The organism is Lentzea albida (assembly GCF_900111005.1).
Classification (GTDB): Bacteria; Actinomycetota; Actinomycetes; order Mycobacteriales; family Pseudonocardiaceae; genus Lentzea; species Lentzea albida.
In genome coordinates this window covers 172,815-185,574 of sequence record NZ_FOFV01000017.1, presented here as the reverse complement: position 1 = coordinate 185,574, position 12,760 = coordinate 172,815, and the positions used below count along the sequence as shown (strand labels likewise).

General features: G+C 73.7%; 7 protein-coding genes. All 7 read right to left on the bottom strand.

The features are described from left to right. Window positions 1-7: 7 nt before the first annotated feature. The 7 genes from BMY74_RS34165 to BMY74_RS34135 are packed head-to-tail and all read right to left on the bottom strand — an operon-like array spanning window position 8 to window position 12,744. Complete coding sequence (locus BMY74_RS34165; protein ID WP_089922788.1) at window positions 8-1,234, bottom strand: MFS transporter; 1,227 nt, start codon at window positions 1,232-1,234, stop codon at window positions 8-10. Between the two features lie 14 nt (window positions 1,235-1,248). Further along, the gene (locus BMY74_RS34160) at window positions 1,249-2,427 is read right to left on the bottom strand and encodes a cytochrome P450 (RefSeq protein WP_089922785.1); all 1,179 of its coding nucleotides are present in this window, start codon (window positions 2,425-2,427) and stop codon (window positions 1,249-1,251) included. Beyond that, window positions 2,405-3,175 (bottom strand): thioesterase II family protein, encoded by a 771-nt coding sequence (locus BMY74_RS45825; RefSeq protein ID WP_089922782.1) that lies wholly within the window; start codon window positions 3,173-3,175, stop codon window positions 2,405-2,407. Before BMY74_RS45825 ends, BMY74_RS34160 begins: the two co-directional genes overlap by 23 nt. After that, on the bottom strand, window positions 3,172-3,462 hold the full coding sequence (locus BMY74_RS34150) for a phosphopantetheine-binding protein (RefSeq protein WP_089922778.1): 291 nt from the start codon (window positions 3,460-3,462) through the stop codon (window positions 3,172-3,174). The genes BMY74_RS45825 and BMY74_RS34150 overlap by 4 nt, the downstream gene beginning before the upstream one ends. Window position 3,463: 1 nt before the next feature. Further along, window positions 3,464-3,658 carry an MbtH family protein gene (locus BMY74_RS34145; protein WP_089922775.1) on the bottom strand — a complete coding sequence of 65 codons (195 nt, stop codon included), beginning with the start codon at window positions 3,656-3,658 and terminating at the stop codon, window positions 3,464-3,466. 33 nt (window positions 3,659-3,691) lie between these two features. Next, window positions 3,692-8,113 carry an amino acid adenylation domain-containing protein gene (locus BMY74_RS34140; RefSeq protein WP_245786505.1) on the bottom strand — a complete coding sequence of 1,474 codons (4,422 nt, stop codon included), beginning with the start codon at window positions 8,111-8,113 and terminating at the stop codon, window positions 3,692-3,694. Next, window positions 8,110-12,744: a non-ribosomal peptide synthetase gene (locus tag BMY74_RS34135; RefSeq protein ID WP_089922773.1), complete on the bottom strand. Its 4,635-nt coding sequence runs from the start codon at window positions 12,742-12,744 to the stop codon at window positions 8,110-8,112. Before BMY74_RS34135 ends, BMY74_RS34140 begins: the two co-directional genes overlap by 4 nt. Window positions 12,745-12,760: the final 16 nt, after the last annotated feature.

The following is a 12,760-nucleotide window of genomic DNA, read 5'->3' as shown; positions in this document are numbered from 1 at the left end:
TTCCTTTCTAGGCCGACGGGATCCGCAGCGCGCGGGCGGCCGCGATCGGCCCGCCGAACGCGACCAGCGCGGTGACCGCCCAGGCGAGCTCGGGCGAGGTGAGGCCGGCGAGAGCGCCGGAGAGGGCGTAGGCGAAGGGGGCGCAGCCGATGCCCGCCAGCGCGAGCATCGCCATGGCGGTGCCGAGCCGGTCGGCCGGGGCGGCCTTCTGGTAGAGCGTGACGGCCGCGGGACCGTTGAGGCCGGAGCAGAGCCCCAAAGCGACGGACAGGACGGCCATCGCCGTCAGCGTCGGGGCGAGCACCATCGCCACCAGCAGCACGCCGATGCCGACACCGCTGCCCACGAGCCGGAACGACAAGGGGACCCGCTCGCCGACGACGGCGCTGATCCCGGCTCCGGCCAGGGCGCCACCCGCCCAGCAGGCGATCACCAGGCCCACGGCGGAGACCTGCCAGCCGCGCTCGATCACGAGCACCGGCAGGCCGGGGTTCATCGGCCAGGCGAACGCGAAGTCGAGGCACAGCGCGGAGAGGAACAGCAGGCGCAGCTTCTGGTTGGAGCGCAGCAACTTCAGCCCGTCGCCGGTGCGCTTCCACATCGGCACCCCGCTCGGCGCGCCGGTGGGGTCCGAGATCTCCCTGGTGACCGGTGCCAGGCACAGCAGCGCGACCACACACCCGACCGTCACCACGCCGAGGGCGACCGGCAGCTGCCCTTCGGCGACGAGCCACGCGCCGAACGGCGATCCGATGATCGGCGCGAACCGGGCGACCATGGTGCGCACGGAGTTGGCGCGGCCGAGTTGGTCGCCGTCCACCATGCGCGGCATGAGCGTGCCGAACGACGGCGTGCCCAGGCCCAGCAAGGCGCCTTCCAGTGCGGCCACCACGACGAGCAGCCACACCGACGGCGAGGTCAGCGCGAGCACCGTGGCCACGCCGAGCACCGCGATCCGCACGGAGGTGGTGCGCAGCAACACGACCCGCGGCCCCAGCGCGTCGCACAGCACCCCGCCGAAGATCATCGCGAGGGCGCGGGGCACCGACTCGGCCAGGGTGACCAGCGTGACGGCGGTCGTCCCGCCCATCTGGGCGGCCGCCCACACCGCGGCGATGAAGAAGACCTGGTCGCCGATCAGCGACACGCCCTGGCCGCCCAGGACGATCCCGACGCGGGTCCAGCCGGGCCTTCGGGTGGGGGGTGCGACGCCGACGGTCGTCGTCTGGGACATGGGAGGGACCTCTCTCAGCGCGCGTGCAGGGTGACGGGCAGGTGGTCGAAGCCGAAGTTGATGATCGACTGGTTGTGCACCGGTTCCCCGGTCACCTCGATCTCGGCGACCTGGTCGAGCAGCGCCCGGTAGACGGCGCCGAGCTCGGCCTTGGCCAGCGGCGCGCCGATGCAGTAGTGCGGGCCGACGCCCAGGGCCAGGTGGCGGTTGGGCGACCGGTCCAGGCGCAGCTCGTGCGGGGCGTCGAACGCGGCCGCGTCGTGGTCGGCGGCCCACGTCCACACCGCGACCTTGTCGCCGGCCGCGATGTCGATCCCGCCCAGCCGGACGTCGCGGGTGGCGGTGCGCAGCACGTGCAGGCCGACGGAGGTGTAGCGCAGAAGTTCGTCGGTGGCGGAGTCGACCTCGACGGCGCCTTCGCGCAGCCGCTGGAACTCCGCGGGGTTGTCCAGCAGCGCCATGATGCTCATCGCCGCGGTGTGCCGGACGGTCTGCACGCCGCCGACGATGATGTTGTCGAGGTTGAGGACGACGTCCTCGATCGGCAGCAGGCGGCCCTTCACCTTGTGCGTGGCGAGCACGCTGATCAGGTCGCCGGCCGGGGCCATCCGGCGGCGCATCGCCTGGTCGAACAGGTAGGGCAGCAGCCGCTGGTGGGCGGCCCTGCGGTCCTGCGGGGTGGTGCCGAGGAACGCCGCGTCGCACACCGACACGACCATGTCGCGGTCGGACTCGGGGATGTCGAGCACGTCGCACATCACGACCAGCGGCACGGTGGCCATGACCTCGACGAGGTCGACCTGCCCGCGAGCGACCGCCTCGGTGACGACCTGGGCGGCGAGGTCGTTGATGCGTTCGGCGCTGCCGCGCACGCCTTTGGGGGAGAAGAACGGCAACAGTGGCGCCCGCAGGTCCCGGTGGTGCTTGCCGTCGGTCAGCGCCATCATCTTCCCGGCCCCGGCGGGCGCACCGCCGGTGCCGAGCAGGGAGCCGCCCGCCGAGGTGAACGTGGCGGCGTCGGTCAGCACGGCGGACGAGTGCTCGTACGACAGCACCGACCACACCGGACCGTCCTCGGCGGTGTGGGTGAGCTGGACGGGGGCGACGGCGCGCAGCTCGTCGACGAGCGCGCCGATGCCGGGTTCCGCCCAGAGGCGGGCGTCGGTCAGGTCAACTGTCGTGGTCGTGGTCACTGCGCGCTCCCAGGCAGAGGGTTCGGAGGAGGTCGGCCGGCCCGGGGTCGCCGGGGGCGACGAGCAGGTGCCCGCCGGGCAGCACCGCCGACGTGAACGGACCCGTCGTGGTGCCGGCCCACGTCCCGGGCGGGCTCGCGCCGGAGTCGGCGGCACCCGCCAGGGCGTGGACGGCGAACCGGGCCGGTGGGACCGGCCGGTGCCGGTAGGTCGCGCCGACGGCGATGTCGGCGCGCAGCACGGCCAGCACCATGGCGCGGACCGCGTCGTCGTCGGGCACGGTCAGCCCGCACTCGGCGAGCAGCCGTTCCGCACCGGCGGCGGGGTCGGCCACGACATCTGAGACGGTGCGTTCCCAGTCGGCCGGGGCGGGCGCCGAGGCGGCCACGACCGCCGCAGGACCCCTGTGCCCCAACGCCACCGCCACCTCGTAGGCGAGCAGCGCGCCGAAACTCTGGCCGTAGAACACCGCGTCCGGGCCGAGCCGGGGACCGATGCCCGCGGCGACCGCGGACGTCAGTTCGGCGAACGTGCCCGGCAGCGGGTGGGTGTAGCGCCCGCCCCGGCCGGGGAGCCGGACGGCGAGCACCTCGACGTCCGGTCCGACCGCGGCGGCCAGCTCCGCGAAGGTGCCGACGTCGCCGCCCGCGTGCGGGAAGCACACCAGGCGCTGCGTCCCCGTCCTCTGCGGACGGGGCAGGTAGGACCAGTCGTCCAGCACGACCGGGCGGGCGACGGCGGTGGTCATCGCGTACCGCGCCTGCCGGTCAGGCGCACCACCGGCCGGGCGGGCGCGCCCGCCTCGGCACGGGCCCGCACGGCGGCGGTGAAGTCGGCGAGCGTGCCCGCCGACATCAGGTCCCGCAGGGTGACGGCCACGCCCAGGCGGTCCCGCAGCAGGTGCACGGTGCGCACCGCCTGCTGCGAGTAGCCGCCCAGGGCGAAGAAGCCGTCGGTCGGCGCGACCCGCTCGACGCCGAGCACGTCGGCCCAGACTTCGGCGACCACGCCCTCGATGTCGGTGGTGGCGGTCATGTCAGACCCCCAGCGCGGTGCGCAGGCTCAGCGGGCGGATGTCGGTCCACACCTCGTCGATGTAGTCGAGGCACTCCTGCTGCGCGCCGCTCTTGCCGACCGCGTGCCAGCCCGCCGGCACGTCCAGCTCCGTCGGCCAGATCGAGTACTGCTCCTCGTGGTTGATCACCACGGCGAAGTCGGTGAACGCGTCCATGGGTTTTCCTTTCTCCAACGGGAAAATCTGGGGCTAGCGGGCGAACGCCGGAACCAGTGAGTCCGTGTCCTCGGCGAGCACGTGCAGCGCCTCGGCGTAGGCGTCGGCGTAGGCGTCGGCGACGTCGTCGGGAACGACGGAGGGCAGGTGGTCGACGGCGAGGAGCACGCGTGCCGACGAGGGGTCCTGCACCAGAGCGGCGCCGAGGGCGAAGTTGGTGGGCTCGTAGCGCATGGTCGGCTCACAGCCGATGCGGTCGTCGAGCAGTTTCGTGGGGGAGTCGGCCAGCCTGCCCAGCGAGTGGAAGCGCAGGAAGGCGAAGCAGGCCTCCAGCCGGGTGTCGGCGAGGTGGCGGGCGATCCGGGCGAACGGCATGCGGCGGTGGGGGAGCATCGCCGCCTCGGCCTCGTGCATCGCCTTGACCAGGGCGGCGCCGTTGTCGGTGTGGTCGACCACCAGCGGGACGGTGTTGAGGAACAGCCCGTACGCCTCGGCGCCGCCGTCGGTCTCGAGCCGGCCGTTGACCGACAGTCCGGTGACGAAGCGCGCCAGGCCGGTGATCCGGTGCAGCGCGGCGACGTGTGCGGCGAGGCCGACGGTCTTCACCGTGACGCCGTGCCGGCGGGCGGTGTCGCGCAGCACCGCGTCGGCGCCGGGCAGGACGCGCTCGATAGTGCGCGGGATCTCCGGCTCGTCGAGCTCGGGCGGGCCGCTGGACCAGATCGCGCCGCTCGCTCCGTCCAGTGTGGACTTCCAGTACCGCTCGCTCTCCTGCGAGGCCAGCGCTTCTTTCTCGACGGCGACGAACTCGCGGAAGGTCGACCGCGGGAGCGGCAGCGGTGTGCTGTTCGGGTCGGCGGCGAGAGCGCTGTGGCGTTCCAGGACCTCGGCGAGCAGCGACGTGAAGCTCCAGCCGTCGAGGATGGCGTGGTGCTCGGCGACCGTGAGCTGGAAGGCGTCGTCGGCGAGGTGCTGGGCGGTGATCCGGAACAGCGGGGCGGTGCGCAGGTCGAACCGCGCGGCGACGTTGTCGTCGAACACCTCGGCGACCGCGGCGTCCTGCTCGTCGGTGCTCAGCCCGCGCAGGTCGGCGACGTGCACCGGGACCGGCGCCTCGGCGTGCACCAGCTGGAGCGGCTCGCTGTAGCGCGAGACGTCGAGTGTGGTCCGCAGGACGGGGTGGCGGGTCATGGCGTCCTCGACGGCCCGGCGCAGCGCGGTCTCGTCGAGCGTGCCGGCGACCCGGTAGCTGTTGACGTTGTGGTAGCCGCCCGCGTCGTCGGACAGTTCCATGTGGAAGATCATCGACATCTGCATGGCGACCATCGGGTAGGCGTCCACGACGTCGTCGGGCAGCGCTTCCCTGTCCTTTTCGGACACCAGGTCGAACGGTGCGGACTGCTTTTCGTTCTTGGTCAAGGTTTTCAGCAGCGGGCCGAGCTCGGCCGGCGTCGGCGCGCCGAACAGGTCCGGCAGCTCCAGCGTCCAGCCGCGCTCACGCAGCTTCCCCGCCAGGTGGACGGCGCGGATGGAGTCGCCGCCCAGGTGGAAGAAGTTGTCCCCGGCGCCCACCCCGTCGACCCCGAGCACCTCGGCGTAGACCTCGGCGAGCGCGTGTTCCTGCGGCGTGGAGGGCTCGACGTGCGCGTCGGCGTCGCGCACCGACCCGAGGTCGGGAGCGGGCAGCGCGGCCCGGTCGACCTTGCCGTTGACGGTCAGCGGGATCACCGCGAGCACGGTCGCCGTCGCCGGGATCATGTGCTCGGGCAGGGTCGCGGCCAGGAACGCACGCAGCTCGGCGTAAGACGGTGCGTCGCCATCGACCGTGACGTACGCGGCGAGGCTGTTGTCGTGCACCGTCACCACGCACGAGGTGACGGCGGGGTGGCTGGTGACGGCGGCCTCGACCTCGCCGAGCTCGATGCGGAACCCGCGGACCTTGACCTGGTCGTCGCACCGGCCCACGTACTCCAGACCACCACCGGCCAGCCGCCGCGCGACGTCCCCGGTGCGGTAGAGCCGTCCGCCGGGCACGACGCCGTACGGGTCGGGCAGGAACCGCCGCGCGGTGAGCGACGGCCGCCCCCAGTACCCGTTGGCGAGCGACCCGCCCCCGACGTACAGCTCGCCGGCGACGCCGACCGGACACGGCTGCAGGCGCTCGTCGAGCACCAGCGCCGACAGGTGCGGCATGGGTTCGCCGACCAGGCTGCGCTGGAACGTGCTGGCGTCCGGCAGGTCGAGCGTGGTGACGTGCACCGTGGTCTCGGTGATGCCGTAGAGGTTGCACAGCACGGCGGGCGGGCAGTGCTCCAACGCGAACCAACGCCGGACCACGGCCGGGTCGAGCGCCTCACCACCGAGCATGACGGAGCGCAACGCGGGCAACGGAAGCGGCCACGAGCGCAGCACGCCCTCCAGCGTCCGCAGCGCCGACGGCGTCAGGCACAACCGGGTGACGCCTTCGCTGGCCAGCAGGTCCGCGAACGCCTCGGGCGACCGGCTGACCACCCGCGGCACCACGACCAGCCGCCCACCGTGGTGCAGCGGGCCCCACAGCTCCCAGACCGTCCAGTCGAACGCGTAGGAGTGGAACAGCGTCCACACGTCGGTCTCGGCGAAGTCGAAGTGGTCGTGGCCCGAGCGCATCAACCTGCCGACGTGCTCGTGCGAGACCGCGACGCCCTTCGGGCGGCCGGTCGAGCCTGAGGTGAAGATGATGTAGGCGAGGTCGGCCGGGTCGACGTGGGTGTCCGGGCGGTGTTCTGGTGCTTCGTCGAGGCGCGGGTGGGTCAGGTAGTCGTCGGTGACGACCACGTCCACGCCGGTGTCGCTGAAGACGAAGTCGGCGCGGTCCTGCGGGGTGGTCAGGTCGACGGGCACGTAGGCGGCGCCGGCCTTGAGGGCGCCGAGGATGGCGGTGACGACCCGTTCGCCCCGCTCCAGCAGCACGCCGACCCGGTCGCCCCTGCGGACGCCGTCGGCGGCCAGTGTGTGAGCCACGCGGTTGGCGGCGGCGTCGAGTTCGGCGTAGGTCCAGGAGCGGTCGCCGTGGGTGAGGGCGAGGCGGTCGGGGTGGGCGTCGGCGGCGGCCTCGAACGCGCGGTGCAGGGGGAGGGGAGTGGGCGGCGCGGCGGCGGCCCATGCGGAGCGCGGCGGTGCCAGCGCCGCCGCCCTCTCCGCCGCGTCCAGCGGGCTCAGCCGCCACAGCGCCACCTCCGGCGCGTCCAGCGCCGCCGCGAGCAGCGTGCGCCAGTGGCCCGCCATCCGCAGCACGGTCTCCCGGTCGAACAGGTCCGTGGCGTACTCCACCTCCCCGCGCAGCTCGCCGTCGTCGAACGTCGACCACGTCAGGTCGAACTTGCTGGTGCCGTTGTGGTGCATGCGCCGGGTGGCGGTGGCCGCGCCGAAGCGCAGCGGCGACGGGTCCTCGGCGTGCGCGCCGAAGACGACCTGCACCAGGGGTGCGTGCCGGGCCGAGCGCTCCAACGCCAGCGCGTCGACGACCTCGTCGAACGGGACGTCCAGGTACGCGTAGGCGTCGAAGGCGGCGTCGCGGACCTGCTCGACCAGGTCGGCGAAGGTGGCGGCGGGGTCGATGGTCAGGCGCAGGGCGATGATGTTGACGAAGTAGCCGACGACGCCGGCCAGTTCGGGGCGGTCGCGGGTGGTGACCGGGGTGCCGACCACCAGGTCCCGCGCACCTGTGTAGCGGTGCAGCAGTGCGGCGAACGCGGCCACCTGCACCACGAACGGTGTCGCGCCGAGGTCGGCGGCCAGGTCGCCGATGCGGGCGGCGGTGCCCGCCGGCAGGCCGAACGGCTCGGTGCCGCCGGCGAAGGTTCGGGTGGGCGGGCGCGGGCGGTCGGTGGGCAGCGTCAGCTCGGCGGGCGCGCCGGCGAGCCGTTCGGTCCAGTACGCCAGCGCGTCGCCGGACGTCGCGGTCTCAGCGGCGGCGATCAGCGGAACGAGTTCCGGGTCGCGGTCCTCGGTCAGGGCGTTGTAGACCTCGGCCAGCTCTCGCTCGAACACGCCGGCCGACCAGCCGTCCCACACGATGTGGTGCACGACCAGCACGAGCGTGTCCGCCACCCCGGGGCCGGTCGCGAAGGTGGCCCGCAGCAGCGGTCCCTCTGCCAGGTCGAAGCCGGTGCGGGTCTCGCGGTCCAGCAACGACCGCAGCTCGGCCGGCCCGTCCACGACGACCGAGGAGAACGGCAGCCGCGCTCCGGAGTGGACAGTCCGAACGGGACCGTCCGTGCCGAGGTCGAACGTGGTGCGCAGGGCCTCGTGCCGTTCGACCAGCACCAGCAGCGCGCGGTGCAGGACGGAGGCGTCCACGGCGCCGTCGAACGAGAAGACCCACGGCACGAGGTAGGCGGAGGAGCCCGGGGTCCAGCGGTCCATGAACCACAGGCCGCGCTGCAGGCCGGAGACCGGCGTCGTGGTGCTCACTGTGCTGCTCCAGTCGTCTCGAGCGTGCGGGCGAGGGCGCTGACGGTCCGTGCGGCGAACACCTGCCGGGGCAGGACGCGGGACCCGGTCGCGCTGGACAGGTGCATGGCGACGCGGACGGCGGCGAGGGAGTTGCCGCCGACGCGGAAGAAGTTGTCGTCTGGGCCCACTTCGGCGAGCCCGAGCACTTCGGCCCACACCCGTGCCACCAGCCGTTCGGCGTCGGTCGTGACCTGCCCGCCCGACAGGACGACGGTCTCGGCGGGAGCGGGGAGCGCGGCCCGGTCGAGTTTGCCGTTGGCGGTCAACGGAAGCGCGTCGAGGACGGTCACGCTGGACGGCAACATGTAGTCGGGCAGCAGGCCCGTCAGGAAGTCGTGCACCGAGGCGAGGTCCGGGACGACGTCGCCGAGTGCGGTGACGTAGGCGGCGAGACGCGGCCGGCCGGGTTCGGGCTCGTGCGCCACGACCGCGCAGTCGCCGACCCCGGGGCATCCCGCCAGCACGACCGCCACCTCGCCGGGCTCCACCCGGAACCCGCGGATCTTGACCTGGTCGTCGGCGCGGCCGGTGATGGCCAGCGTGCCGTCGGGGTTCCAGCCGCCGATGTCACCGGTGCGGTACATCCGCGACCCCGGCGGACCGAGCGGGTCGGGCAGGAAGCGGCCGGCGGTGATGCCGGGCTGGGCGACGTAACCCAGCGCGAGGCCCGCGCCGGTCACCCAGATCTCGCCGAGTTCGGTGCCGCAGACGGGCTGCAGCTTGTCGTCGAGGACGCGGACTCCCTTGTGCGCCACGGCCTTGCCGATCGGCACGGCCGCGGTGGGATCGGCCGACACCACGTCGTGGGTCGTGGTGAAGCCCATGCTCTCCACGGGCCCGTAGCCGTTCACGACCCGCACGTGCGGGTACCGCTCGGCGAGGCGGGCGATGTGGGCGGCCGAGGCGCGCTCGCCGCCGGTGAACGCCACCCGCAGGCCGGCGAACACCTCCGGCAGCTCGTCGACCAGGAAGTTGAACAGGCTCGACGACAGCTGCAGCTGCGTGACCCCGTGCCGCGCGACCAGTTCGACCATCGTCTGCGGGTCGGGCCGCTGGCCGGGGTGCAGCACGCAGGTCCCGCCGAACATCAGCGCCCCGTAGAGCTCCAGCCCGAACGCGTCCCACGAGACCGGCGAGCACTGCAACCACACCTCGTCGGGGCCGAACCCGGCGTAGTCCTGGCCGCTGTAGGTGGCCGCGAGCGCCCGGTGGGTCGCGGCGACGCCCTTGGGGCGGCCGGTGGAGCCGGAGGTGTACATGACGCAGGCGACGGCGTCCGCGTCGACCGGAACGACGAAGTCCTGATCGCCGCCCACGGCCCCGGCCACGATCTCGGCGGTGACCACCAGGCGCACTCCCGCGTCCGCGATCACCTGCTCCTGGCGGGCGGCGGGCAGGTCCGGGTCGAGCAAGGTGTACGCCGCCCCGGCCTTGAGCACGGCGAGCAACGCCACGACGAGCGCCGTGTCACGCGGGATGCGCACCGCCACCACGTCACCGGGAGCGACCCCGAGTCCGCGCAGGTGCCGGGCCACGCGGTCGGCGCTCACGTCGAGTTCCGCGTAGGTCAGCGACTCCGCGCCGGACACCAGGGCGATCGCGTCCGGGGTCCGCTCGGCCTGCGAGGCGATGCGGACGTGCACCGGGGTGTCGATGTCGACGGGCACGGCCGGCAGGGGCAGTTCCGCGTCGACGTCGGCGACCAGCTCCTCGACGACCGCCCGCCACTGCGCGCCCAGCGCCGCGGCGGTCGCGCGGTCGAACAGGTCGGCGGCGTACTCGACGCGGCCGTGGAGGCCGACGCCGTCGTCCTCGACCGACCAGGACAGGTCGAACCGGGAGAACTCGTTGGCGTGCAACCGCTTCCGCATCTCGACAGCGCCGTACGGGGCCGTGGCGGCGTCGGCGGTGTGCATCTCGAACACGAGCTGGAACAGGGGAGTGCCCCCGCCGTCGCGCTCGCCGGACGTCGCGGCGACGATCTCCTCGAACGGCACGCCCTGGTGGCGGAAGCCGTCGAGCGCCACCGACCGGACGTGGTCGAGCAGGTCGCGGCCGGTCAGTTCCTCGCCTTCGGGCCGGAACCGCAGCGGGACCAGGTTGATGAAGTAGCCGACGAGGGCGTCGAGCTCGGCGCGGTCGCGGACGCTGACCGGCGTGCCGATCACGACGTCCTCGATCCCGCGACGCCGGTGCACCTCGACGAGGGCGGCCAGCAGGACGAGGTACGGAGTCGCGCCGGCGGCACGGGCGAGCGCGCGCACCCCCTCGGCCAGTTCGGGTTCGAAGGCGAAGGGCAGGACCTCGCCGCGTCCGGTGCCCGCGCCGCCGCCGCGGTCCGGGCCGATGGCGGGCGCGGAAGGCGCGCCGCGCAGGTGCTCGACCCAGTAGTCCACATCGGACTCGTCCTCCGCGGACCAACGCGCGTAGTCGCTGTACTGGACGGCCAGTTCGGGCAGCTGCGGCGAGCGGCCCTCGACGGCGGCGAGGTAGCACTCGCGGAGTTCGCGGTCGAGCACCCGCAGCGATCCCTCGTCCCAGACGATGTGGTGCACGACGAGCACGAGGGTCGCCTCGTCATCGCCGGTGTGGACCAGGTGGGCGCGCAGCAGCGGCCCCTCGGCCAGGTCGAACGGGAGCTGTGCCACGACGGCGACCTGCTCCTCGAGCTCCGCGCGGGTCTCGGTGAACGGCACCTCGACGTGGTCGTGGACGACCAGCACCGGTGCCATGTCCGCGTCCGTGCGGACGTTCGAGCGCAACGCGTCGTGCCGGTCGGCCACCGCCTGCAACGCCTGGCGCAACGCGGAGGTGTCGAGCGGCCCGGAGAACTGGAACAGCCACGGCACGTTGTAGACCGAGCCGCCCGGCTCCCAGCACTCGCGCAGCCACAGCCCGCGCTGGAACCGCGACAACGGCGCGGGGGCACCGGGCCGGGCGACCGGTCCGGGGCGGGCCGGCGTCGACCCGGCACGCAGCGCGGCGGCGAACCCGGCGAGCGTGGGCGCCTCGAAGACCAGGTACGGCGAGACCGGTCCGAACGCCTCGAACACGCGGCTCGCGACCCGGACGGCGGTCAGCGAGTCACCACCGAGGTGGAAGAAGTTGTCGTGCGCGCCCACCCGGCGAACGCCCAGGACGTCGGCCCAGATCCCGGCGAGCAGCTGCTCGGTCTGGTCACGGGGCGCGTCGTCGGCGACGGGTTCGGCGGAGGCGGAGACAGGGGCGGGCAGCGCGGCGCGGTCGACCTTGCCGCCGTCGGTGAGGGGCAACCGGTCGAGCGGGGTCACCGAGGCCGGGACCATGTGCGCGGGCAGCCGCCGGGCGAGGAAGTCGCGCACCTCGGCGGTGTCGGTGGTGCCGGTGACGTAGACGGCGAGGCCGGTGCCGTGGGGGACGACCGCGCAGGTCTCCACGGCCGGGTGCGCGGCGAGGGCGTGCTGCACCTCGCCCAGCTCCACGCGGTAGCCGCGGACCTTGACCTGGTCGTCGCCGCGGCCGACGAAGTCGAGCACGCCGTCGGCGCCGCGGCGGACGGTGTCGCCGGTGCGGTACATGCGCGATCCGGGCGGGCCGGACGGGTCGGGCAGGAAGCGCGCGGCCGTCAGCGCCGCGCTGCCCAGGTACCCCACGGCGAGCTCGGGGCCGCCGAGGTACAGCTCGCCCTCGTCGCTCGGGCGCAGGCCGTCGAGGACGTGCGCGCGCCGCCCGCCGACGGGCGTGCCGATCGGCACCGAACCGGTCTCGCCGGCCGTCTCGTGCACGGTCGCGGTGATCACGGTCTCGGTGGGGCCGTAGGCGTTGAGCAGCCGCACGCCGGTGCGCCGGGTCCACTCGGCCGCCGCGGCCGGGGACAGCCGGTCGCTGCCGGAGACCATGGTGCGCAACGACGGCGGCACCCGGTCCAGGGCGGCGGTGAAGTCGTGGAAGTAGCCCGCGGGGAGGTTGGCGACGGTGACCCGTTCGTCCTCGACGAGGCCCAGCAGCTCGTCGACCGACAGCAACCGCCGTTCGGGCAGCACCAGGCAGGCGCCCGCGGTGAGCGCGGTCAGCACCTGCTCGACGGCGACGTCGACCGACGGGCCCGCGAGCTGCAGGACGACGTCCTGGCCGGTGATCCCGAAGCGCTCCGCGATGGCGGGAACGTGCGCGGCCAACGCCGCGTGGTCGACGGCCACGCCCTTGGGGCGCCCGGTGGTGCCCGAGGTGTAGATCAGGTAGGCCAGGCCGGCGGTCGTGCCGCGAGCGGCGATCCCGGTCCTGCGCACGACACCGTCCTCGACGATCAGGGTCGCGCCGGCGTCCCCGACCATGTCCCGCGTGCGTCCGACGGGCGCTTCCGGGTCGAGCGGCAGGTACACGCCACCGGCCCGCCACACCGCGAGCATCGCGGTCACGTAGTCGGCCCGCGACCGGCTGCGCACCGCGACGACGCCGCCGGGCAGCAGGCCCGCGCCGGTGAGTTCCGCGGCCAGCGCGCCCGCCGTCCGGTCGAGCTCGGCGTAGCCGGTCGACCTCCCCCCGATTCGCACCGCGGTGCGATCCGGTGCGGCGGTCGCGATGCGGCCGACCTCCTCGTGCAGCGACATGTCACCCTCCGGATCG